At 40.4% G+C, this 23370-nt stretch carries 19 protein-coding genes; 6 read left to right on the plus strand and 13 right to left on the minus strand.

Annotated elements, in window-relative coordinates; translation table 11 throughout:
• Positions 1-63 precede the first annotated feature (63 nt).
• The gene (gene bioH, locus SJ2017_RS00850; RefSeq protein WP_080914585.1) at positions 64-858 is read right to left on the minus strand and encodes a pimeloyl-ACP methyl ester esterase BioH; all 795 of its coding nucleotides are present in this window, start codon (positions 856-858) and stop codon (positions 64-66) included.
• Positions 859-918: 60 nt separating this feature from the next.
• Here bioH and SJ2017_RS00855 point away from each other — a divergent pair, with 60 nt between their 5' ends.
• Together SJ2017_RS00855 and SJ2017_RS00860 are read left to right on the plus strand one after the other, a co-directional pair.
• Positions 919-1683 (plus strand): ComF family protein, encoded by a 765-nt coding sequence (locus SJ2017_RS00855; protein ID WP_080914586.1) that lies wholly within the window; start codon positions 919-921, stop codon positions 1681-1683.
• A gap of 161 nt (positions 1684-1844) precedes the next feature.
• Positions 1845-2423: a hypothetical protein gene (locus SJ2017_RS00860; protein WP_080914587.1), complete on the plus strand. Its 579-nt coding sequence runs from the start codon at positions 1845-1847 to the stop codon at positions 2421-2423.
• 77 nt (positions 2424-2500) lie between these two features.
• Here the strand turns inward: SJ2017_RS00860 and SJ2017_RS00865 are convergent, their stop codons facing one another.
• Positions 2501-5119 (minus strand): M14 family metallopeptidase, encoded by a 2619-nt coding sequence (locus tag SJ2017_RS00865; RefSeq protein WP_080914588.1) that lies wholly within the window; start codon positions 5117-5119, stop codon positions 2501-2503.
• 257 nt (positions 5120-5376) lie between these two features.
• Between SJ2017_RS00865 and nfuA the strand changes: the two genes are divergently transcribed.
• Together nfuA and SJ2017_RS00875 are read left to right on the plus strand one after the other, a co-directional pair.
• Positions 5377-5955 (plus strand): Fe-S biogenesis protein NfuA, encoded by a 579-nt coding sequence (gene nfuA, locus SJ2017_RS00870; RefSeq protein ID WP_055025978.1) that lies wholly within the window; start codon positions 5377-5379, stop codon positions 5953-5955.
• Positions 5956-6161: 206 nt separating this feature from the next.
• Positions 6162-6749 carry a type II secretion system protein gene (locus SJ2017_RS00875; protein WP_055025979.1) on the plus strand — a complete coding sequence of 196 codons (588 nt, stop codon included), beginning with the start codon at positions 6162-6164 and terminating at the stop codon, positions 6747-6749.
• A 102-nt stretch (positions 6750-6851) separates the two neighbouring features.
• Here the strand turns inward: SJ2017_RS00875 and SJ2017_RS00880 are convergent, their stop codons facing one another.
• Positions 6852-7931 (minus strand): PepSY-associated TM helix domain-containing protein, encoded by a 1080-nt coding sequence (locus SJ2017_RS00880; RefSeq protein WP_080914589.1) that lies wholly within the window; start codon positions 7929-7931, stop codon positions 6852-6854.
• Between the two features lie 579 nt (positions 7932-8510).
• Here SJ2017_RS00880 and SJ2017_RS00885 point away from each other — a divergent pair.
• Complete coding sequence (locus SJ2017_RS00885; protein ID WP_080914590.1) at positions 8511-10649, plus strand: TonB-dependent siderophore receptor; 2139 nt, start codon at positions 8511-8513, stop codon at positions 10647-10649.
• Between the two features lie 125 nt (positions 10650-10774).
• Here SJ2017_RS00885 and SJ2017_RS00890 read toward each other — a convergent pair whose 3' ends face one another.
• The 3 genes from SJ2017_RS00890 to dinF all read right to left on the minus strand — a co-directional run bounded on the left by SJ2017_RS00890 (position 10775) and on the right by dinF (position 16143).
• A complete protein-coding gene (locus tag SJ2017_RS00890; RefSeq protein ID WP_080914591.1) occupies positions 10775-12724 on the minus strand; it encodes an alpha/beta hydrolase family protein in 1950 nt (649 codons plus the stop codon).
• 54 nt (positions 12725-12778) lie between these two features.
• Positions 12779-14713 carry an alpha/beta hydrolase family protein gene (locus tag SJ2017_RS00895; protein WP_080914592.1) on the minus strand — a complete coding sequence of 645 codons (1935 nt, stop codon included), beginning with the start codon at positions 14711-14713 and terminating at the stop codon, positions 12779-12781.
• An 80-nt stretch (positions 14714-14793) separates the two neighbouring features.
• Positions 14794-16143, minus strand: coding sequence for an MATE family efflux transporter DinF (gene dinF / locus SJ2017_RS00900; RefSeq protein ID WP_080914593.1), 1350 nt, complete (start codon positions 16141-16143; stop codon positions 14794-14796).
• A 9-nt stretch (positions 16144-16152) separates the two neighbouring features.
• Between dinF and SJ2017_RS00905 the strand changes: the two genes are divergently transcribed.
• Positions 16153-17199 carry a polysaccharide deacetylase family protein gene (locus tag SJ2017_RS00905; protein ID WP_080914594.1) on the plus strand — a complete coding sequence of 349 codons (1047 nt, stop codon included), beginning with the start codon at positions 16153-16155 and terminating at the stop codon, positions 17197-17199.
• A gap of 804 nt (positions 17200-18003) precedes the next feature.
• Here SJ2017_RS00905 and SJ2017_RS00915 read toward each other — a convergent pair.
• The 7 genes from SJ2017_RS00915 to cyoE all read right to left on the minus strand — a co-directional run bounded on the left by SJ2017_RS00915 (position 18004) and on the right by cyoE (position 23363).
• Positions 18004-18402 (minus strand): hypothetical protein, encoded by a 399-nt coding sequence (locus SJ2017_RS00915; protein ID WP_167692872.1) that lies wholly within the window; start codon positions 18400-18402, stop codon positions 18004-18006.
• 25 nt (positions 18403-18427) lie between these two features.
• A complete protein-coding gene (locus tag SJ2017_RS00920) occupies positions 18428-18790 on the minus strand; it encodes a YgiW/YdeI family stress tolerance OB fold protein (protein ID WP_080914597.1) in 363 nt (120 codons plus the stop codon).
• Positions 18791-19038: 248 nt separating this feature from the next.
• A complete protein-coding gene (locus SJ2017_RS00925) occupies positions 19039-20280 on the minus strand; it encodes a sensor histidine kinase (protein ID WP_080914598.1) in 1242 nt (413 codons plus the stop codon).
• Positions 20249-20920 (minus strand): response regulator transcription factor, encoded by a 672-nt coding sequence (locus tag SJ2017_RS00930; RefSeq protein WP_080914599.1) that lies wholly within the window; start codon positions 20918-20920, stop codon positions 20249-20251. Before SJ2017_RS00930 ends, SJ2017_RS00925 begins: the two co-directional genes overlap by 32 nt.
• Positions 20921-21001: 81 nt before the next feature.
• Positions 21002-21364 (minus strand): YgiW/YdeI family stress tolerance OB fold protein, encoded by a 363-nt coding sequence (locus SJ2017_RS00935; RefSeq protein WP_028771546.1) that lies wholly within the window; start codon positions 21362-21364, stop codon positions 21002-21004.
• A 361-nt stretch (positions 21365-21725) separates the two neighbouring features.
• Positions 21726-22346, minus strand: a complete 621-nt coding sequence (locus SJ2017_RS00940; protein WP_080917335.1) for an SCO family protein — start codon at positions 22344-22346, stop codon at positions 21726-21728.
• 96 nt (positions 22347-22442) lie between these two features.
• Entirely contained in the window at positions 22443-23363 is a 921-nt protein-coding gene (gene cyoE, locus SJ2017_RS00945) for a heme o synthase (protein WP_080914600.1), read from the minus strand.
• Positions 23364-23370: the final 7 nt, after the last annotated feature.

Here is a 23370-nt window from a genome sequence, read left to right on the forward strand (position 1 = left end):
ACTCACTTAGATATTGAATAATAACGTACAAATTATAGTCAATATTAAAGTGGTTTTATAGCGCTAGTCTGTATATTTATTGATCCAAGTACATAATTCGTTCAAAAAATCATCTGTATGTGAAATGAACGGCGCATGGGATGCTTTATTGTGAATAACGTCTTTTATACTTGTTGCTTGCGGCAAAACAGAGATGATCTTTTTTGGAACTAAACTGTCACATTTGCCCCAAATTCGTAACCATGGCTGCTGAATATGATGTAACTGCGAACGCAAATCTACGGTACGAAGCATCCCTAAACCTTGATCAAGTACTGGCTGACTGGGTAAGGGTTTTGCTAATACCAGTTTCTTTATCATGCCAATGTCATCTTTGGCTGAATCACTTCCCATTGCTTGAATCGCTAAAAAGCGCTCCACGGTTTTCGCTAAGTTTATGCTGAGTTGCTCCGAAAATTGTGCCAATACCTTAGGGGCAATACCTGGCCAGCTTTGCTCATCGTTATTTGGTTGCTGCGCCATAAAGCAAGGTGATGACGCAACCGTGATTAAGGCTTTAACTGAGCGAGGGTGATTAATTGCAACCTGAGTGGCTACCAGCCCACCCAGTGACCAACCTAACCAAATTGCCTGCTGCGGTAATTGGTGAGCAAGTTGTTCAGCCCATGCGTTGATATCGCCTTCGTTGGCTTCACTATCGCCAAAGCCCGGCAGGTCGACAAAATGCACTCTATACTGTTCCAAAGCCGTTGCTAAAGGATGAAATACGGCTGAGTTAACTCCCCAGCCATGAAGCAGTATTAGATCTTGGCCTTCACCAACAGTGTGAACGTGTAGCTTAGAAAAAGTGGGCTGCAAAGGTTACCTCAAATCATCACGATACAGACAAGTAAGTGCCATACAGGATAAGGATATTATATGGATTGGCAACTCCCACAAGCCTATAGTCATCGTTTAACGTCGTTTGCCCATTGGCTTCGACGTCATTTACCAAATCGATGTCTATTATGCCGCCAAGACATACGTCAGTTTGATTCAGGGAAACCTCAAACGGGCATTTGTCACCACTGTTTAGTTGCTGGGCTATATCAGCACGAAGTGTGTTTAGGTTGTGGTAAGCGTATGGAGCAACTTCAAGCCTATTGTGGTCACTGTTTGCAACACAAACCTATGATGGTCATTGCACCTTGTAGTTATCATCACAGTCTTGGCGAGTTAGTTTCAGGAATAAAATACCAACAGCAATGTGCGCCTCTTACTGCGTTAGTGAATGTGCTGGCGGTTCGGGTTATGGATCTGGTTGCCAGAGGAGTGATTACATTGCCGCAAGTGATCGTGCCTGTGCCATTGCACAAGAACCGTTTACAGCAACGTGGCTTTAATCAGGCGTGGCTAATTGCAGATGAATTAAGCCGTCAATTGGGGATCCCCATGGACGACAGTTTGTTAGTGCGAAGCATCGATACCCAAGCTCAGGCTGGGCTAGATGGGCAAGCTAGGCGACGCAATTGCGCCGATGCTTTTAATACAACGAAAGCCATACCTTATCAGCGTGTGGCATTAATTGATGATGTGGTAACGACAGGGACGACAGTCAATGAAATTGGCAAGCTATTTGCGGCAGATTATGTTCATGTTCAAGCATGGTGTTTAGCACGAGCTGAAGCGCCAGGCCTGCTGTAATGTAGATAGCTTAAGTTGCTGATTTAAGTTGATAATAAGAAATGTATGTCGCTTCAATGGCGGAGTTGTCAAATACTGATAATAAAAGTATCTTACAGCCTTATTCACTATAAGCCTTTTATACGAAACATATCGTCTAAACATGGAAGTTACTGATAAAAATGGAAATTAAACAGAAAAAATTATCAAATCAGCACACATTTACATTCAATGAACATAGCCTAAATTTTGCTTTTAAAAATAAATCGGGCGCAGAAGATGTGGATGTCGAATATGGGACTTTTCCTGATAAATCATCTTTACTCATTGAGCAAAATGATTGGCTAAGAAATGTAGGTATTCTTTGGTTTTTATTGGGAGCATTGAATATTGGCCGTGCGGTATTCAGTGATAATCCTGTTACAGGTACTGGTTTATGGCTTTTTCTAGGCATTATTTGCTTAATTTGGTTTGCAGTGACTAAGGTCAGGTATTCGGTATTTAAAACTGAAACCAGCAATATATTTGTGATTCAAAATGGGCAGCATGATCACATCATTGATGAAATTTCAAAACGAAAAAAAGCACAACTACTGCAGTGGTATGGTGATGTTAATGTTGATAATGACCCTGAAAGCGAAATAAACAAATTTAGATGGTTAGCAGAGCAAAATGTGATCACCAAAGAGCAAGCAGAAGAAAAAATAGCCCAAGTTGAGTTTGCGCATAAAGATCCTGACTTACAGCATAAACTGAATTAGCTTATATTTTGATATTAAAAAAGAGCGACTTGCGCTCTTTTTTAATTGTAGATTATGCCCTTAATGCTCAGATAAAATTACATCGCTGATGGCACAAAATACAGGGCATTGGCATACACTTTCTCTGTGCCTAGCCAGATGTTTCTGAACAATAAATTATCCGTTAAGGCAACCACTTCACCTTTACCTTTCTTTTCGACAATCATAGCCGGCGTGTTGGCAAAAGAGCGTTGATATTCTTTTGCTAGAAAGCCACTGACCAGTAGTTCATTATCGTATTCTGCCGCCACAATAAATGGTGTGGACGTTGGGCCAAAGCTGATTTCGCGATTTTTCATCACATGTAATGGGTTTGGTAAGCCAAAGGTGATGGGGTGAGTTTGGTCTAACGTTAACGACACAATAGCGCCACCAATTGACTGACGAGCATCTAACTTTGACTTGTCGCCAAACTTAAGTCCTGAAGTACTAAATAGATTATTGAGCTCACGCTTAGATTTAGGCTCTGACTTTAAAATATTGCGCTTTTTAAGCCAAACTAAGGCACGTTTTTGCGCCACAATAGTCCCCCCATCCGAAACGTATTTTCCTAGCTGTCTCGATGTTGCATCACTAATAACATGATAAGGTCCATCAGCCATAAATATATGGCTATAAGCGGACAAATCGATTGAAGTCAGTCGTTCACTGTTCACCATAGTGACAGGGATGCCTAAGGTCTTATCAAGGTAGTACCAAAGCTGGCCTGTTTCTGAAGCATTGGTATCGGAGCCGGTGACCAATAATGGTGTGACGGGCTGAACTTTAATAAAGTCATCGCTACCTAAATCCATACCTGCAGCAGTATGCGATGAACTGGCAGCCACAATATTGACTTGATATTGAGCGGCAAGCTCACTGACAATTTGTCGGACTTGCTCTTCTGATACAGATTGCTTTAATGGAATTTGTAAGCTTCCCGCGACAAATTCAACGGGCAAGTTTTTACTGTTAGCTGCACTGAGACTAAATGGCTTGAGGGCATATTTTACTAATACACCTTGATGCAATAATTGCTGTAAAAAAGGGGCTGCAGCTGCTTGTTGCCAATCTACAATAAGTGCAACCGCCTCATCAGGGAACACGGTTTTTGTGGTGTTAGCACTTATTGTTAGTGCTTTCGCTACCGGTTTATCTGCAAGGAATTTAATACTCGGCTTAGCACCTTCAATCAATGTTAACCCCAGTGCCGACTCAAAGTTCCATGTGGAAATATCGTAAAAGGTTTCATCCTTAAACTCGGTCCGCTTATCAAATAAGGCTTCAACTAAGTCGTGCTGTGGCTGACTTTTGGGAATAAAGATACTGTCTTGCTCCGAGAAGATAATGTCGTCATCTTCTATTGGTTTAGCAAGGTATTTAAAGCTGATTTTATGCTGATTTAGGATATCTGTTAGCTGTGATATATGAGCTGCGCCGCCATGAGCTTTAATCAATCTCCCCGTTTGCTTGCCATCTCGTGTGCGCTTAGCATTGCTTGAGAAAAAGTCTGTTTGATACTTCATCAGCTTCTCGCGCAAGTTATGCGCGCCTTGCAAACTCGAAATTGAAGTAGCGAACTGGTTATCAATGCTATTTGCTAGCGTCACCACACCATTTGGCGATGCTTGGGCTTGTCCACGGGAGCTGGCTTGTTCAAATAAAATGCCTACTGCGCCATTAATATCAGGATAGGTTGAGCCTTTGCCATAGAAAAAATCATCAAACATTTGTTCACTAAAATACACCTGCTTCACCTGATCTAATGCTTGGCGATGAAATGCTGCCAGTTCATTTGATAATTGCTGGTTGGCTTTACTGGTAAGCGGGTTAACCCTATCAGGCACTCCGGGCTGAAAAAAGTAAGACTGTTGATGCCACATTTCGTGGAAGTCACCGACATAATGCGGTTGCCACTTGTGAAAGAAGGCAACTCGGCCTTGAGACGCTGGATGACGTAGAAACAACCAATCACGGTTTAAATCTGCTAAGTAATGGTTAAAGCGGCCACCTGGCCAATCTTGATTATGTTCTCGATGATTGTTATCGGTGACGACCACTTGGCCCTTGTTATTATTGGCCCAGTTTGAAAAGCGATCAAAGCCATCAGGATTTTGTGTTGGGGTAATTAGAATCACGGTATCTTCAAGCAAGTCTTTAACCCAAGGCGCATTGGCAGAAGCAAGGTAATGGCTTAATGCTATTGCCGCATGGGCACCACTGGCTTCGTCGCCATGAATTGAATAGGCAAGCCAAACGACGAGAGGTTGAGTATTACTGCGGCTATTTTGCATGGTGCCGAATTTGACTTTACTGCGATAAGCTAAAATATCAGAAAGATTTTTTTGGTTGGTTTCAGAGGTAATTACCGCAGTGAGCTGATGTCGTCTTTCTTGGCTATAACCTGCTGAGTCCAACGACACACGCTCGCTCTCAGTGGCCAGAATCTGCAAGTACTGATTAATTTGATCGTGTCTTAAATGCCATTCACCCAGCGGATAACCTAAGTATTCAGCTGGTAAGGTAATATCAGCGTTGATGTCTTCGCTGAGTAATCGTTGATTAATTCGTGTGTCTGCCGCGCTCGTCTGTGAAGATGCGCTTAAAGAAACAAAAAGTGGCAAGCTTGCCATCACAGCAATGAGTAGACGAACAAGGTGGCTTGGTAAACTAATCATAGGAGAAACAACATCATAAAATAAAACAATGCAATTACCATAAAGTGATTAAGCTTAAATCTCCATTAAAAACCCGCTTAAATAGGATATTTTTTGTCACACTTGCGAGATGAGGGCTATAAAGCAGGAGCAAGTAGGAGTATCATAGCGCTAAATCTTAGTAAATCACTCAAGTACTATTTAGATGGTGCACCATGTTGTACGGGTACTGATTGAGCTAAGTAGCATTTTTTTAAGTTTTTCAACGGAGCAGTTATATGATCAACATTACTGATACGGCTCAGGCGCATTTTGTAAAATTACTGGCCGATCAACCTGAAGGCACTCATATCCGTGTGTTTGTCATCAGTCCAGGCACCGCTCAAGCTGAGTGCGGTGTATCTTATTGTCCGCCAGATGCTGTAGAAGCAGATGATACTGAGCTTCCTTTTAATGGATTCAGTGCCATGGTTGATGAAAAGAGTGCACCATTTTTAGAAGAAGCTAGCATTGATTTCGTGACCGATCAGCTGGGTTCGCAACTCACGCTAAAAGCCCCTAACGCGAAAATGCGTAAAGTGGCTGCGGATGCACCGCTAAAAGAGCGTATTGAGTATGTGATTCAATCAGAAATCAATCCACAGTTAGCCAGCCATGGTGGTAACATCATGCTAGTTGAAATCACTGAAGAAGGAACCGCTGTTCTTCAATTCGGTGGTGGCTGTAATGGTTGTTCTCAAGTCGATATCACCTTAAAAGATGGTATTGAAAAGCAGCTATTAGACATGTTCCCAGGTGAACTAACAGGCGTTAAAGACGTGACTGATCACCAACATGGTGCTCACTCTTATCAATAAGCGTTAACGCAATATTGATACTAAAAACGCGGCAATATATGTCGCGTTTTTTTATGGCTTTTTCAAGCTGAATGCCATTGAATATAGCCAGTTATTTACCCTTCCTTATTCTTTACCTTGTTACACTTGTAATGCTTTTGTTTGATGTAATGGCAGATGAGTATTAAACTTGCGCTATACCTGAAAGTATTATTAAGGAGAAACAAATGGTGTTTTTTGTAAATACTCGTAATGTTTCTTCTGCCAAAGGCTTCACCATAATCGAACTGGTTGTCGCGATTATTGTGTTGGCCATTTTAGCTGTTATCGCAGCGAGTCAGTTCATTGATGTGAAACGTGATGCTGAAATCAGCCGCGTAAAAGCAGTGGCGGCTTCGTTTGAGCAGTCAGTTACCTTTGCGCATACTCGCTGGCAAATTATTGGTGGAAGTGAACCAATGAATGATTTGCCTGATTTTGCTGATAACGATTTAGATATGAATGCCTTTGGCTATCCATTAGGCACAGGCAAAGGTAATCCAATGGGGAACCCAGTTAATATTGGCCAAGGTCAGGCTGGGTGTGTGGATTTGTGGAATGCATTGATAGAAGACCCACCTAGCGTTGCCATTAGAAATACATCTGATGATGTTGATTTTGAATCCTATCGCCATAGTGCAGATGGCGGTACTGGTGCGACGCAATGTACTTATGTATTAAGAACACTGGGAGATACCAGAGGACGAAATCGCGCAGAAATCAAGATTGTTTATGATTCGGTAGCAGGGACTGTCACTCCTTTCATTGAAGATTAACCCGTACTCCACAGGGAGAGTTTGGTGTAATTTCAACGTTTAATAAAACAAAACGGCTTACTGTTTCCAGTAAGCCGTTTTTTGTTGTCATTTTAGCGGTAACTAGCGTTTCTTTTTAAAGATTCGGCGGTAAAAAGTCACCGCACTGAATATTAAGATTACTGTGCCAATCAATGCGATGACAGTGATAAATGCCACATACTTAAACGGCATATTCATTGCGTCATGCAAAGGTCTAACAAACGTAGCGATTTGGCCTGAAAGTGGTCTATCGCTGTGAAGCAGTGCCGACGTAATTGTGCCTTTATCATAGTTCATGTTGATACTATCAGCTTGACGTAACCAAACGTCATTATGGGTATTAAATCGATAGCTATAAATTGCGTCAACAGGCTTTTTAGGTGCCTCTGCCTTCGCTTTTGGATCCGGTCTAGGCTGACGTGGCTTGCTGATTGATACTAACTCAGAATCTGGCCATACACTTTGTGCCGTTTGAATTTGGCTTTGCCAATCTTTTGCTTGGCTGATTGGGTATTGAATACTGCTATCTGGCGTTGTTTTAAGTGCGCCTGTCCACAACCCTTTGTAAGTAATTAAAAAGCCAGTAATACACAGTAAAAACAAAGGAACTGAGATGAAAAGTCCTAGTTGAATGTGGCTTTTTACTAAGCTGCTTGACTTAGTATTGCTTGGGATTGAATGCTTTAATCTGAATGTTTTGCGAACACGCCACCAAAGATAAATACCCACTAAGGTAATAACACCACCGATCATCGATGCCCATGCATTAAGGTATTTACCAAAATCACCTAATAAGAAGTTGCGGTGTAGCCAGAACATGGTGCTATAGAGTGGAATATCTCTCATTTTATAGGTTGAGAGTTCATTTAAATCGTTATCAAAAGCAATGGAGTGGCCTCTTGCTGCGATTTCGACATACGGAGAGTATTCAGTTGGAAAGCGAACCGTGCTCATTTCAGGGTAACGTTCAAAAAGTGTTTCGGTAACGTGTGCTTTTTGCTCAGACGTTAACGGCACATATTGCTGCCCTTTGTCGTCCATTCTTTTAAGCATATCCATGCCGCCAAGATAAACACCTGTCGTTAACACAATCAGCATAGAAACACTGATAACGAAACCAACCCAGTTATGAAACCATTTTAAAGCAGGGACTACATTCATAGTGAAGTTCTCAAAGTACGTTATTAATGGCCAGTCAAAGATTGATAAGCCTGCTTCACTGTCAATAAATGACCGTCAAAGCAAAAATTTCGTGAATGATAATTAATCTCATTTCTTTACACAATTAAAGAAATGTAAAGACGCAACTTAATCAGAAAGATTGCCAAACAGGTCACAGTTTTTAATGAATGTTAAAGGTTGGGGTATTTTAACAAATGCATAACTATTCTTTATTTATTCATGTGAGTAAAAGGTGCTTATTTCAATTAAACCCTTTACATATAAGAGATATGAGCCCATATGTTTTGTTATTGCTATGTTAATTGTTGATTTTAATCGATTGTTGGGTTTGTTTTGGGTTTCGGTGGTTTTGTGATGAAAAGTAAAATTTTTTATTCTGTTAACATTAAAAACAGTTAATACGCAATATTTATTCAACAACCGTAATGGGATTTGTTCTCATTAGTGCGGTTGTTCACAGTTCTTAACTCCATTCATAAATAAAACTTCACAAAGTAAAGAACGCAAATGATAATCCATCTCATTAACAATACCTGCCAATATTAAGGGCCATTTTGTATGAGAATTTCACCGATTGCGTTCGCTGTTGTAGCAAGCTTAGCGTCTTCATCTGTAGCTGCAGAAGAAGTTGAAAATACTTCTGAATCTAGTCAAAGTTTCACTGCAGAGATTGAGCGCATTCAAGTCACTGGGATGAACTTCAACAACTACAAAGTGGGTTCTTCTTCTGGCGCAATGCGTGGCGATATCGACTTAATGGACACGCCGCAGTCTGTGAATGTGATCCCTGACTTTGTTACCGACGAGCAGTTAGCAAGAAACTTATCAGAAGTACTTGTTAACGATTCAAGTGTGACCGGTGGTAGTGAAAAGTGGAACCGCCAAGTATTCAATATTCGTGGTTTTGAATTAGATTCAGGTAGCGGCTTTTTAATTAATGGTCAGCAACAATGGTCTCACTACGTACAGCCAATTGAAACGCTACAACAAGTTGAAGTGTTGAAAGGTCCATCAAGTATGTTATACGGTCAGTCAGGTCCTGGTGGCTTGATTAACATGGTCACTAAAAAGCCAACTTATGACACGCTATTTGATGTCGCATTTGATACCGATGCTCACGGTTCTACTCGTTTTCAGTTAGATGCAGGCGGCGCGTTAAACGATGCTGAATCTATTCGCTACCGCACTGTGTTAGTGAAGCAAGATACGAAATACTGGCGTGAATACCAAGACGGTAACGGTGAGCAAGAACAAGAACGTGACCGCTTTTTAGGTTACATCAACCTTGAATTTGACTTACACGACGACGTGATGCTGTCGGTTAAATATGACTACACCGATGACAAAACAGGTATCGATAGAGGTGGTTGGTTAGACGACAATGGTGACTTAGTTGGCGACCGTGAAGACATCTGGGATATGTCTTGGGCATTCACTGACAACAACGTAGAAAACTTAGGTGCTGACTTAACTTGGTATATTTCTGACGACTGGAAAATGACCACAGGTTATAACCACCAAACCTTTACTCGCCAACGTTTAGATTCGTCTCCTTCTATGGTGTCGGGTATGGATCCTGTGACCGAAGGTTACCAAATTAAAGCCTTTGACCGTTACGATGATTGGCAACACAAAACAGCTTATATGGATTTCACGGGTATCGTGAATGCCTTTGGCATGGAGCACCAATTATTAGTCGGTGCTAACATTCTTGATTATTACTATGGTCAGCTAAGAGACAGTGGCGATGCGCAAATTGTCATGCCTGGTCAAGATGTTCCAAGACCTGATCTTGATTACAACAATGACCCGACCAAGTCAGAATCTAGCTACAAGCATTATGGTTTCTATGTTCAAGATTTAATGACCATCAACGATGAGTGGCAAGTGCTTGCTGGCGTTCGTTATGATGAGCAAAAGAAAGATGGTGAAGGTGAGAACAGTTATGCCGTATCACCTAAGTTTGGTGTGATTTACTCACCATCTGAGAATGGCAGTATTTATGTTAACTACTCAAAGAGCTTCAACCCTCAATCAATCGTGAGTAGTGATAACGATGTCAATGAAGGCATGAACTTAGAGCCTGAGTACGGTGAGCAATATGAAATCGGTACTAAGTGGGAACTGTTTGATGGTGGCTTATTGCTAACTGGTGCGGTGTTCGATACCACTGTGACAAACGTGACTGTGCAAGAGCAACTTGAACAACCAATTGGCGATAAAGAATACATCACAACTCAAAGTGGTAAGCAGCAACACCGTGGTTTCGAAATGGGTGCACAAGGTCAAGTTAGCGACAATGTGTTCATAACGAGCTCAATGATGTACTTAGATGCTGAATACATTACTAGCGCAGAAGATACTGCACAGCTTGATGGTAAAACACCTGTTGATGCACCTGAATGGTCAGCTAATATCTGGACACGTTACGAAGTCACTGAAGATTTAGCGTTTAACATTGGTGCAATTTATGTGGGTGAGCGTTTTGCTAATACACAAAACACCATTGTTAAAGATGACTATGTTCGTTTTGATTTTGGTGCAGCATATACATTTGCCGTGCAAAACACTGATATGAGTGTTCGTTTTAACGTTAAAAACCTATTTGATACTGACTACTTAGGTGGTGGTACTAACACTGACGTCACTGTGGGTGAAGGTAGAAACTTTAGCTTAGCGTTTGAAGCAAAGTTCTAAGATAAGTGTAAAACAGCCTTTAAGGTAAACCGTGTTTTAGTGAAAAGCCCTAACGTCAGCGATGATGTTAGGGCTTTTTTTATTTAGATAAATACTGCAAAGCAAGAATGAGGGCTAAGCTCACTTTATAGGTTGGTAGCAAGGAATTTCTCAATCGCTTTGAAAGTCATTAAACGATGTTGATTATTGCTTAGGTAGTGATTGCCATTTTCAATTTCGACATATTCAACTGGTTTATCTAATGCGTCTAACTTGCGATACATATCTCGGCTTTGACTGACTTGAACCACTTTATCGTTGTCGCCGTGGATCAATAAAATAGGCACATTAATTTTGTCAGCATGGCGAATAGGTGAGTATTCATAAAGTTCATCATAATCATCACCAAGGGTTTTCTTAGTTAATTCATGGGTCGTATAAAAACGCGATAGTTTTACTAAATCCTCTACATCAGCGACACCAGCAAAACTGATGACACACTGATAAAGCCCTGGGTTCATGGCTGCGCCCATCATGGCTGCATAACCGCCGTAACTGCCACCAACAATACAAATTTTGTCAGGGTCTGCGATACCTTGGTTGATTAAATAGCGTGTGCCTTGATCAACATCGCCCTGCATGGCCTTACCCCAACCTTGCATACCCGCCTTCTTGAATTCATAGCCCAAGCCTGTAGACCCTCTGAAGTTCATTTGCAATACTGCGTAGCCTCGGTTGGCAAAAAACTGAGTCCAATAATCAAAACTGTCAGAGACATAACTATGAGGACCACCATGTGGAAAAATGATCGTAGGCAGTTTTTTGGCTTCAATGCCCTTCGGCAGGGTGAGATAAGCTGGAATTTCTAAACCATCTTTCGCTTCATAGCTGATTTGTTGTGGCTCAACTAATAGCGCGGGTGTTAATTGAGAATATTTAGCTGCAATCACTTCCAGTCGGTTGGCATCACGATCGCCATACAAAAACAAGCCGGGTTGAGTGGGGCTGGTGGCATACACCATATAGCGGCGTTCATTGTGGCTAAATTGAGTCAGGTAATTTTGGGTATCTGGCAGTGCAGCTTTTAAACGATTAACTAGCTTTTTATAGTTTTTATCCCAAAAATGATATTCATTGTCGTCACCAGTAGCTATACCAATTGCTTGACGCGTCACTTTAGAATGGATCAGAGTGGCATGCACATCAGTATTATCTTGTTTATATACCAATTCTTTTTTCAACTTAGGATCGGTTAAATCCACTTTGAAAACGGCATAAAAGCCTTCATGGTAAGCTTTTACATAAAGCGTGTTGGGATTGACATCAAACCCCAGTGGAATAACGGTTTCTTCAGAATAAGCTTCACTTTTCCACAACAGTCGTAAGTCGCCATTGGCTTCGCTTTGCTCATAAATTCGGTACTCGGTGGTATCCCGATCTTGATAAGTGGCAATGCGTACTCGATGCTGTTGATCCGTCATCCAATCAATAACGTGCTCTCGATAATATTGTTCAGTGGTAAAGCTGCCGTTATATAAATTGACTTTGATGACTGTTGGTTCGCTGACTCGTTTACTGAAACCCGATACAGATAAAAGAATATGTTCAGGATCTTTAGGCAATAAATCAATAACGTCGCCTTGATATTGTGGGATAGAGTCGAATCGTTTTAACGCTTTTTTAGTTAACACACTGCCAGCTTCACCCGTGCTCAAATTGTATTTAATCAGTAAGGATTCATTGGCATTTTTACCAAAACGCTTAGATGGCATGAGTGCGGTTATCAGCAGTATTTCATCACTCGCCCAAGTTAGATTAGCGATCATGAACTTTTCGTGATCGTTTTTCATTGGGATATGAAACTGACCTGTTTCAGTATTAAATAAGGCCACAATTTTATGTGGTACTTCTGCAGTATCGTCTAAAAGAAGTGAAGCAATATGCTTACCGTTGGGGGACAGTCGTACATGACTTACATCAGGAATACTGGCAAAAGCCTCAACAGGTAATTGGGTGACCTTTGATGTTTGCGCAGGGGCTGTAAAAGGCGTATTGGTGATACATAACAACAGTATCAACATAAAAATCCGTTTCATGTAAAGCTCTCTTTGGTATTGCCCACCCTCAATGTGAGGGTGGTGTTCAGTTGGTTAAAGTAAGTTTTTTTGTAGGAAGGCTTCGATTGCCATAAAGGTGTTAATGCGGTGCTTGTTATTACTTAAATAATGATCACCATTTTCAAGTTCGATATATTCAACTGGCTTGTTAAGGTCTTCGAGTTCATCAAACATATCTTCACTGTGTTGTACCCGTACCACCCGATCTTTATCGCCATGGATAAGTAACACTGGCACATTAATATCTTTGGCTTTACTCAGAGGGGAACGATCATACAGGGCATCATAATCATCGCCGATTTGTTTTTTGACGATTTCAAAGTTGGTGTAACGTCTTGACGACTTCACTAAATATTCGATGTCAGTGACACCGGCAACACTGACAGCACATTGATAAAGATCTTTAGTGGTAGCAACACCCATTAGTGCGGCATAACCACCATAACTAGCTCCCACAATGCAGATTTTATTGGGGTCAGCAGTGCCACGTTCAATTAACCATCGCGTGCCATCTTCAACATCATTTTGCATATCGAGCCCCCAGTTTTTAAGGCCCGCTTTCATGAAGTCATAACCATAACCCGCAGAGCCCCTGAAATTCATTCTTAACACCGCATAACCTCGGTTGGCGAAGAACTGGGTCCAATAATCAAAACTGTTTGAGTCATAACTAATTGGGCCACCATGGGGAAAAATAATGGTCGGTAAGTTTTTAGCTTCTTGGCCTTTGGGGGTGGTTAGAAACGCTTGGATGTCTAAACCATCACGGGCTTGATACGTCAGAATTTCGGTATCGGCTAACACATCAGGTGACAATTGCTTGTAGCGATAAGCAATAGGTAAGAGTTGGCCAGCATCTCGGTCGCCAAAAAAGTAGATCCCTGCCTCTTTCGCGTTGGTTGAATAAACGATATAACGGCGCTCATTTTCACTAAATTGAGTGATATAGTTGCGGTAATCTGGCAGAGCTTTGTTCAATCCGTTAGCAAGGCCAATGTATTCTTTGTCCCAAAACGTGTATTCAGACTCATCGCCATCATCAATGCCGATCACTTTCTTTTTTAATTTTGAATAAATTAGCGAACCATTGACGTCACTAAACTCTTTGCTGAAAACTAATTCTTTAGTGAGCTTAGGATCTTGTAAGTTAACTTTAAAAATAGCCTCATAGCCTTCATGGTAAGCTTGTACATAAAGTATGTCTTTATCTTCTGCAAAGCCCATTGGCCATACTTGGTCTTCTTCAAATGCTTCGAACTCCCAAAGGAGCCTGCGGTCTTTATGGGCATCAGCTTGCTCATAAATTCGATACTGGGTGTCTTTACGATAAATACCAACTCGAATTCTATTTTGTCGGTCTGTTACCCAATCGGTAATATTACTTTCAGCAGGTTGTTTGAAGCGAACGTTGCCATTATTTAAATTCACCTGAATGACGGATTCATATTGAGGTTTGTTTCCTAAGCCATTGATACCAAGTAATATATGTTTTTCATCATTAGGCAAGTAATCAATAATGTTGGATTGAATTTGCGGCATCCACTTAAACTTTTTAAGACCAAAACGGCTGAGTAAATTCGAGATTTTTTTCTTACTGACAGAGTAGGTAATAATGCGAGTTTCAGTGGTGGGAGTACCGTAACGAACGGCGGGAAATTTTGCTTCAACAAGAAGCAAGTCATCACTGGCCCAACTCATTGACAATATGACAAATTTTTCATTATCTGTTTGGACAGGAAAAATGGACTCACGGGTATCAATATCTAAGATATTGATGATTGCGCCTTGTTGTTTATCAGTATTAAGTCTGACTAACGAAGCGATAAGTTTGCCATTAGGTGACATGGTGACATGACTGACATCAGGAATGCTGGCAAAAGCTTCTAGTGGCAGTAGCTGATTTTTCGCTACAGCGATATTGGCAAACAGCATCACAAAGGCCGTAAGCGAGGTTAAAATCCGTTTCATTGAACTATCCGTACAGAAATATGTGTTAATTTAATGTTATCAGTAAAAAGGTGGAGATTGATAGTCCATCGATGCTTAAACTACTGAAAGTCATATATTTGCTTGAAGGTTTTACTGTAACGATAATGTAACCCTAACGACAGGCTCCGACACAGCATAAACGCACTCATCGCTGCCCATAAGCCATGATTGCCATAATCTTGAAATGCATACCAACAGGGAAAAAATACCGCAAATGTGGCGATGACCATACTATTACGCATAACTTTGCCTTGAGCTGCGCCAATATAAACGCCATCAAACAGGTAAGAGCCAAATGCCAAAAGCGGCATAAATACTAACCAAATTAGGTATACCTCAGCTTGTTGTTGCACGACCTCAATGCTGGTAAGCATAGTGATAATCGCATCACCCCCCAGATAAAATAATACACAAAAGCCCAATGAGAATAGTAACGACCAATAGCCCGCTAATGTCACTGAGTCATGCAATAGCGCTAAATCTTGTTGACCTATAGCGCGTCCGACTTCGGCTTCGGCATAATAAGCAATACCATCCAAAGCGTAAGAGATAAGCAGCAACAAGTTAAGTAAAACCGCATTCGCAGCAATGATGTCATCACCTAACCCAGCACCATAAAATGTCATAAAGGTAAAACTGGCTTGTAAGCATAGGCTGCGAATAAAAATATCACGGTTGAGTTTTAATAAGCGTGAATAACCTTTTAGGCTTAAATGAACTAAAAGCTGACGGAAGTGAAAATCGTCTTGTTGGTATAGCGCTCGTTTGACGATAGTCGCTGCAACTAAAAACGCACAAATATCGGCAATCACAGAAGCAAGAGCCGCCCCTTTGACGTTCCATTCAAAACCAATGACGAACAATACATCAAGGATAATATTCACTATGTTGGCAATGATTAACTGCCACATTGCCGCTTTGGGTGCTTGCCTGCCAAGTAACCAGCCCAATAACACTAAATTTACTAATGCAAAGGGAATCGACCAAATACGGATGTTAACGTACTCGCGACAAAAGTGTTGTACCTGTTCACTGGCTTGACTTAATGACAGAGCAAAATCGATTATCGGTTGCTGTAATAAAATCGCCGTAAAACCAAACATCAATGCCAGGCTGCAACCTTGAACCAGCAATTTTTGCTGAGTTACGTTATCATTAGCACCATAAGCTTGGGCAACCAGACCAGTGGTCGACATACGTAAAAAGCCCAACAGCCAGACAATTAAGGTAATTATTGTACTGCCTAGTGCCACACCGCCTAAGTAATAGGCTTCACTTAAATGACCAATAACAGCGGTATCGACTAAACCTAATAGTGGGATAGTGATATTGGATAAAATCATCGGCAAAGCTAATGCAAATAGCTGACGGTTTTTTTGGCTGTTAAATAGTAATACTTTTAAGGACATAGGAATCTTATGTTAAAACAAAGTCTGTTGGGATTAATTTGGCTTTTTTCTGTTAATGCGCATGCCGTGGTCATTTTGCAATACCATCATGTATCAGAAACAACGCCAGCAATTACCAGTGTGACGCCTGCTCAGTTTGAAGAGCAGATGCAGTATCTTGCTGATAACGAGTTTACCATCATTAGCTTACAAGAAGCGGTTGATGCCATAAAACAAAATAAGCATATCGCGGATAAAAGCATTGTCATTACTTTTGACGATGGCTATGACAGCATTGCAAAAGCGGCTGCTCCTGTGCTGAAAAAGCATAACTTTTCTTACACTTTGTTTGTGTCGGTTGAACCGATTGAAAAAGGGTATGCAGGGATGATGAGCTGGGATGACATTAATCAACTTGCTAAAGATGGTGCGACGATTGCCAATCACAGTTGGGCGCATGAGCATTTGAATCGTAAGCTTGAAGGCGAAACTAAGCAGCAGTGGTTAACTCGTATTGAGAAAAATTTATTAGACACCGAAGCTGAAATTAAAAAGCACACAGGCCAAAGTGTGAGAATGCTGGCTTATCCATATGGTGAATACAATGCTGATGTTGAAAACATCCTCAAGCAGCATGATTTTATAGGATTAGGCCAGCAATCTGGTGCCGCAGGTAAATACTCTGCATTAACCGCATTACCTCGTTTTCCTGTGGCAGGCCCCTATGCAGACTTGGATAGTTTGAAAGTTAAATTTACCAGTTTGAACATGCCCGTTCTCAAACAAAATATCAGTGACCCTTTATTAACTGCTGGTAATTGGCGTCCAGAGCTGACTGTTGAGCTGGATACTAGTGATATATACCCACATCAAGTCATGTGCTTTGTTCAAGGGCAAGGGGCTAAAAAGCCAACGTGGATTTCTGAAACAGAATTTAGCATTCAAGCGCCAGCTAACTTACCAGCAGGGCGCAGCCGCTATAACTGCACAGCGCCAAGTAAAACCCAAAATGGCTACTATTGGTTTTCACAAGCGTGGGTGAGACCGAATAATGATGGAAGCTGGCCAAAAGAATAGTTTTTTGGCTTGATGTTTTGTTGATTTCCAAACTTCGTTTGGAATAGATCAAGGTCGTGGGTTTTCCACCCACACCCGACCAAAAGGGAGTGAACGGCAACTCCCTCTTGGAACACCCACCCGCTCCGGCGAAGTTTTAAAAAGCGAAAACTTCCAACGGAGGTTTCCATAGCTTTTGACTTCGTTTGTAGCCAGCTTCGGCAAGCTGTGAAAATCACTAACGCTTCCAATGGGGCGTCCCTTCCCCTCGAAAGCTAGCCAGACATCCATGTCTGGACTCACGTGATTTTCTTGCTTGCCTCAATTCAATTGAAGCGTTCAAGCCTTTTAAGACTTTTATTCGTGCTTAACTAGGGCAAACGAATCTGCGGATACAACAGTTCCCCATTGAAACTTCTGAAATGCGTTAGCTATTTTTGAATAAGCATGAAGCTTGCTCGCTTTTAAGAGCAATTTCGTAGAGGCGGCAAGGCTCTTATGAAAATCAGCGAAAAGGGAATGCTGTTGTTTCCCTTTCGTCTGGTGTGGGCGAAGCGCCACGACCTTGAACCTAATTCAATCGAAGTTTGGAAATGAATTTAGGAGTTGACGATCATAATCAAGAATACGTTTTACAAATTGAAGAGCTAGCTCATCTTTGCCCCAAAGTGAGTTAGGTACGTTTTGAAATTGTGACCCATTTTCTATTGACCGACACATTGAAATGTTGGACTTTCATTTCTCGTTGAGATGAAAGAGATAAAAATGGAAAATATTTAGCAAAGCATATTTTCCATTTTATGTAGAAGGATGCTTATTCTACTTTTACTCAGTACTCTCACCTTCTTCAGCATCAATTTCATTAATGCTTTTAATACTATCTTGAATTTGTAAATCTGTACTCTCAACCGCGGACTTAACATTACTTTTAAATTGCTCTGCGTGGCCTTGAATTGTCTCGTTAGTTTTACTCATTGCCGATACAACATCGCCTTGAATTTCAATGATGTTGCCTTGAATAGTTTTTTCCGTATTTTCTACAACTGATTCAATGTTGGTATGTACATTCTCGATTTGGGTCTGAATTTTTATTAAAGAGTCATCCTCTAATGCGTTATAAATATCACTACTATAAGTAACTAGTGCATATATAGTCAGACCGATAAGCCCAGCTAAACTTACAATTACGGATGCTAAAGTCTTAATTATCATCTTCTTATCCATAATTTTTTATTCGTTTAGCTAGCATTTATTGATTGATTAATAACGAGTCAGCATCAATCGAAATCTGTTTCCATTCTTTATCTACTTCACCAACGATGGTAATTATTGTTTCTGGGGTCACTGTTTGGCCCTGAAATAAATGATTGTCAATTTCAACTTGAATCTCACCTGTTTCATCTTTAAATAGGTAATTTTCATCTCCTTGCGTCGAAACAATATGGCCTGTAATTGAAACCAAGGTTTCGTCTTGTGCATCTTGAACTTGTAAAACTGTTAATTGGGGAGCAGAACTAGGGCCTTTAAATCCACCTTGTTGAATAGGTGTAATGGCTGCAAAGCTAATGCTAGAAAACATAACAAGTGGTAATACACATAATTTCTTAAACATAATTTTTCCTCACAAAATAAGTCGCTCAATAATGGCAGGTTGTTAACTTACTTATTACGACCAAGTAAATTAATATGTGGGCATTATGCAGGTAAAGGTGTGAAGAGAACGTGAAGGTATTTTTTATATTCAAATTAAGTTTAAAATAATTCAGCAGAGTAGATTTACTCAATTTAAGGAAGGTTAAATGTTTGAAGAACAGGATACTAACAATAAAATATTAGCTAATATTTTATTGTAGGAACAACTTAAAATTGTACAAAGGCTATAAACTCTTCTCCCGTATCTTTACTAGTAAATATCCATCCCATTCGTTCGCACACGCGCTCAACAATCACCAAACCACAACCATAGCCTGCTTGATAAGTTTCGTTTCCTTGATGACGATTCGTGATGGTCAATTGTCGCTGTTGTAGGCTGACTTGAATATCTGCAACACTGTAACTAAATGCATTTTTAATGAGGTTATTAATCACAATAGAAACAAAGGAAGGTGGACACTTTATTGTGGCTGGTTGATGTAGATGTAAGGAGTAATCTAATCCTTGTTTTAAAAATAAAACCTGCAATTCATCGAGCTGTTTTCTAACAGCATCTTCAAGCTGAACCTCTTTAAAGTGTGCTTCTTCAATTGATTCCTTACCTAATAATAAAAAGGCTTCAGATAATATCTCCATGTCTTCGCAGGCCTGTTGTACGCGTTTAATTGCTTTTTGTGCAACTGGTAGTTGGTTGGGGATTTTTGCTAATAATTCAGTAGAGCCTTTGATCACCATGATTGGTGTGCGTAACTCATGAGATGAAAAGCGACTAAACTCGGTTTCGCGTTGGAAAAAGCCTTCAATATCCTTTTTATTATTAATAAAGGTTTGTTCTATATGGCGTGTTTCACGATATTTTGTTTGTAGTTTAGACATTTGTTGGTTAGGTTTCATTAGCGTGATCTTTTGCTCTATGGCGAGTAATGGCGAAGATATTAAACGCATAAAATAGAAACTATAAATCACCACGCCCAATCCAATAAATAAACCGAGGAATATAATATAGGTATGCAGACTTTCTTCATATATATCTAAAAAATCATCGGCATCTTTTTTAAAGACAATATACATCAACCCCTTACCTGAAGGGTGGTTTGCGATAATAAAGTGTTTGTCCTCTGAGCCTAATAAGTGCTCATTAAAACCAATCTGCTGGAATGGAGCTAACCAATCAGGTACTTCACGTTCTGTCCAATAAGTATCAAATTCAGCGGTGTTGGGCAACTTTGTAGCTAAACCATAAATGGCATATTCTTTCTCGTAACGATCTAATTCAGTATCTAGCCAATGATGCAAACTAATCACTTCAAGTTTGCTTTCAGCAAGATAAACAGTTGAGCCGAAAAAACAAAAAATAACCAACAATGAGATGCTTAAATGGCGTCTTATGTGGCGATAAATGCTCGGATATTGTTTGTTATTCTGATTTAAGTCGGAAGCCTTGCCCATGAATAGTCTCTAGTCGGGATTCATTTTGCCCTTCAGCAAGTTTAGTGCGCAAGCTATATACATGACTTCGCAGTGCATCACTAGAAGGACTTTCATCTCCCCATATTGCTTGTATGACTTCTTGTCTACTCGCAATATTGGGAGCTTTTTTAAGTAACACTTTAAGAATGGTTAATTGAATTGGACTCACTTTAATCATTTTACCAGCGCAATTCACTTCTCCACTTTTAACATCAACACTGATATCCGCAAAGCTTAATTGGCCAATGTTTTGACGTACACCGCGATGGGAAAGAGCATGTAAACGTAAACTCAATTCTTCTAATGCAAAGGGCTTTACTAAATAGTCATCACCTCCAGCTTTGAAAGAAGCTATTTTATCTTCAAGCTGATCCTTAGCGGTTAAGAACAAAATAGGTGTATCACAAAATAACTCTTCTCTTAACTTTTTGACCGCAGTAATGCCATCCATTTTGGGCATCATAATGTCCATGATAATGGCGTCATAGTGATTATCTTGCACTAATTGTAAGGCTGCTTCCCCATGATAAGCAAAATCAATGGTCATGCCTTCAAGTTCAAGATAATCAGCAATTGTTTCTGCGACACTATGGGTATCATCCACAATTAATATATGCATTTTAGCACCTTCGTAATACAAACTTATAAAGTTGAATGATAAATAGTTACCTTACGAAAGATGCATGCTTGAATCAATCTATTATAAATTGATTGTTAATGCATCTACATCCACTGAACTATCGCTCCAATCATTATCGACTTCACCAACAATTGTCACTAACATTTCAGGTGTTACAGTCTGGTTTTTAAATACATGGTTATCAATTTCAACTAGGATACGGCCAGTTTTATCTTCAAACCAGTAATCTTCTCCACCATTTGAAAGTACAATATGACCAGTTAAAGAAACAGTCGTATCATCTTTTACTTCTAACGCTTGTTTAACTGACAATTCAACATCTGTATTTGGTCCTGAAAACCCACCTTGTTGTGTAGGTTCATAATTAGCAAAACTAAGGCTTGAAAATAAAACAAGAGGTAACACGATTAATTTTTTAAACATGGTTTTTCCTTAATAAATAAAGTGGGTAGTACAAAAATTTATATTAAGTAACAGAGTTTTTAAGTCTCGTGCTGCTCAATGTGTAGCTACTATATCGATTAAGGTGTGAAGAGAGTGTGAAGGAAAATCTGATATTTTTATGCTGATTTAAATAGCTTAAATTAAAGGAACATAATATGTGGGGTCGTGTAAACTTTAATTTATTACCGTACTTCCTATAATCTCATAACTCATTTTTAACCCTTTTGTACTAACTCACTTCTGTCCAAATATAAGTTAGCTCTCAGTATCAACCTTCTAAAAAAGCCTCAATATTTTCTTATTGAGGCTTTGTCATAATTCAATTTCTAATCAAAAAACACTATGCACTTTCAATAATCAATTTCAAATCAGCAACCAGTTCTTTATTCAAAATCTGTGGAATTTTCCCTGGTTGTTGTTTGGGTTTAAATACCGCAAACTTTTCCCCTTTAGGCGACACTAAAACATAGCTGGCACTGTGGTCTACTTGATAATCAGCGCCGTCACCCACCATGGCATAGGCGAAACCTAAATCACGGGTGAACGGGAACAGTTGAGTGTGGTCAGCTGTGACAGCTTTAAAGTCTCGATTAAAAAAATTGATGTAATCTAAGCGCTTTGTTTGCGTATCTCTGTCTGGATCAACTGATACAAACACCACCTGAATATCTTCTGATACTGATTGCAGTTCAGCATAAGCGGCATTGAGTTTATTCAACGTTGTTGGGCACACATCTGGGCAAGAGGTAAAACCGACAAACAGTAAACTCCACTTACCGAGTAATTGTTGATTGCCAAACTCATTGCCCAACTGATCATGCAGGGTAAACGGTGCCAGTGGTCTTGGGTTATCAAAAAGATAACTACTTTGAAGGGCTAAGTCTGGCACCTGAGTCATCAAGGCCGTATTTGCTGATTGGCGAGGGAATAGCGCTGCAACCGCAACGCCTAAGCCCAACATGATGACGGCTAATAAAAGGATTTTTTTCAATCGGTCACTCCCCGTTTATTCATTGCAGCATTGGTTATTGCTATGCGCATAACTTAAGCCCATAACTTAGACCCACAAGTAGTGATCAACTAATAGCACTAAGAATAAAATCATTAAGTGGTAAATAGAGAACTTGAATACATCCATTGCCAGACCTGGTTTGTCATGGAACTTTAATTGCCAAGCTTTATAGATAAACCCACAACTTAATAAAGTTGAACCGACTAAATAAACAGGTCCACACATGCCCACTAACACAGGTAATAAACAAGCGATAGCCAGTAATAAGGTGTAGAGCAATATGCAAGTTTTAGTGAACTCTACACCATGGGTGACGGGCAACATCGGCACGTCGACTTTGGCGTATTCTTTTTTACGGTGAATCGCTAACGCCCAGAAGTGTGGTGGTGTCCAAGTGAAGATGATGATCACTAAAAGTAGGGCATTACCATGTAACTCGTTGGTGACCGCTGTCCAGCCTAGTAATGGTGGCATGGCGCCAGCTAATCCGCCAATGACGATATTTTGCGGTGTGGCACGCTTTAAATATGCGGTGTAGACCACTGCGTAACCAATTAAACTGGCGAACGTTAGCCATGCGGTTAGCGGGTTAACCAACGCATACAGAATAATGAACCCACCTAAGCCGATTGAAGTGGCGAAGGTCATGGCTTTGATCGCTGATACTTTGCCTTTAGGTAAAGGGCGGTTGTAGGTACGCGCCATTAAGCCATCAATACGGCGATCGATAAGGTGGTTATAGGCCGCTGCAGCACCTGCCATCATGGCGATGCCAATCATGCCAAAAATAAGTGGTTGAAGTGGAACAGCGCCGGGGAGCGCAAGACACATACCGACCAGCACTGTTAGCAGCATCAGTGCGACCACCTTGGGTTTGGTCATTTCAAAATAAGCACGCCACTGTAGCGGGCTAGTGCTAGTGTTGGTTTTCGTTGCGCTTGCGGACAGTGAAAGTGATTTAGCCATAATAGAA

The sequence above is a fragment of the Shewanella japonica genome, assembly GCF_002075795.1.
Lineage (GTDB): Bacteria > Pseudomonadota > Gammaproteobacteria > Enterobacterales > Shewanellaceae > Shewanella > Shewanella japonica.

Coding starts and splice junctions, on each gene's coding strand:
- SJ2017_RS00855 (WP_080914586.1), top strand. CDS start 919: ATGGATTGGCAACTCCCACAAGCCTATAGTCATCGTTTAACGTCGTTT.
- SJ2017_RS00860 (WP_080914587.1), top strand. CDS start 1,845: ATGGAAATTAAACAGAAAAAATTATCAAATCAGCACACATTTACATTC.
- SJ2017_RS00865 (WP_080914588.1), bottom strand. CDS start 5,119: ATGATTAGTTTACCAAGCCACCTTGTTCGTCTACTCATTGCTGTGATG.
- nfuA (WP_055025978.1), top strand. CDS start 5,377: ATGATCAACATTACTGATACGGCTCAGGCGCATTTTGTAAAATTACTG.
- SJ2017_RS00875 (WP_055025979.1), top strand. CDS start 6,162: ATGGTGTTTTTTGTAAATACTCGTAATGTTTCTTCTGCCAAAGGCTTC.
- SJ2017_RS00880 (WP_080914589.1), bottom strand. CDS start 7,931: ATGAATGTAGTCCCTGCTTTAAAATGGTTTCATAACTGGGTTGGTTTC.
- SJ2017_RS00885 (WP_080914590.1), top strand. CDS start 8,511: ATGAGAATTTCACCGATTGCGTTCGCTGTTGTAGCAAGCTTAGCGTCT.
- SJ2017_RS00890 (WP_080914591.1), bottom strand. CDS start 12,724: ATGAAACGGATTTTTATGTTGATACTGTTGTTATGTATCACCAATACG.
- SJ2017_RS00895 (WP_080914592.1), bottom strand. CDS start 14,713: ATGAAACGGATTTTAACCTCGCTTACGGCCTTTGTGATGCTGTTTGCC.
- dinF (WP_080914593.1), bottom strand. CDS start 16,143: ATGTCCTTAAAAGTATTACTATTTAACAGCCAAAAAAACCGTCAGCTA.
- SJ2017_RS00905 (WP_080914594.1), top strand. CDS start 16,153: ATGTTAAAACAAAGTCTGTTGGGATTAATTTGGCTTTTTTCTGTTAAT.
- SJ2017_RS00915 (WP_167692872.1), bottom strand. CDS start 18,402: ATGGATAAGAAGATGATAATTAAGACTTTAGCATCCGTAATTGTAAGT.
- SJ2017_RS00920 (WP_080914597.1), bottom strand. CDS start 18,790: ATGTTTAAGAAATTATGTGTATTACCACTTGTTATGTTTTCTAGCATT.
- SJ2017_RS00925 (WP_080914598.1), bottom strand. CDS start 20,280: ATGGGCAAGGCTTCCGACTTAAATCAGAATAACAAACAATATCCGAGC.
- SJ2017_RS00930 (WP_080914599.1), bottom strand. CDS start 20,920: ATGCATATATTAATTGTGGATGATACCCATAGTGTCGCAGAAACAATT.
- SJ2017_RS00935 (WP_028771546.1), bottom strand. CDS start 21,364: ATGTTTAAAAAATTAATCGTGTTACCTCTTGTTTTATTTTCAAGCCTT.
- SJ2017_RS00940 (WP_080917335.1), bottom strand. CDS start 22,346: ATGTTGGGCTTAGGCGTTGCGGTTGCAGCGCTATTCCCTCGCCAATCA.
- cyoE (WP_080914600.1), bottom strand. CDS start 23,363: ATGGCTAAATCACTTTCACTGTCCGCAAGCGCAACGAAAACCAACACT.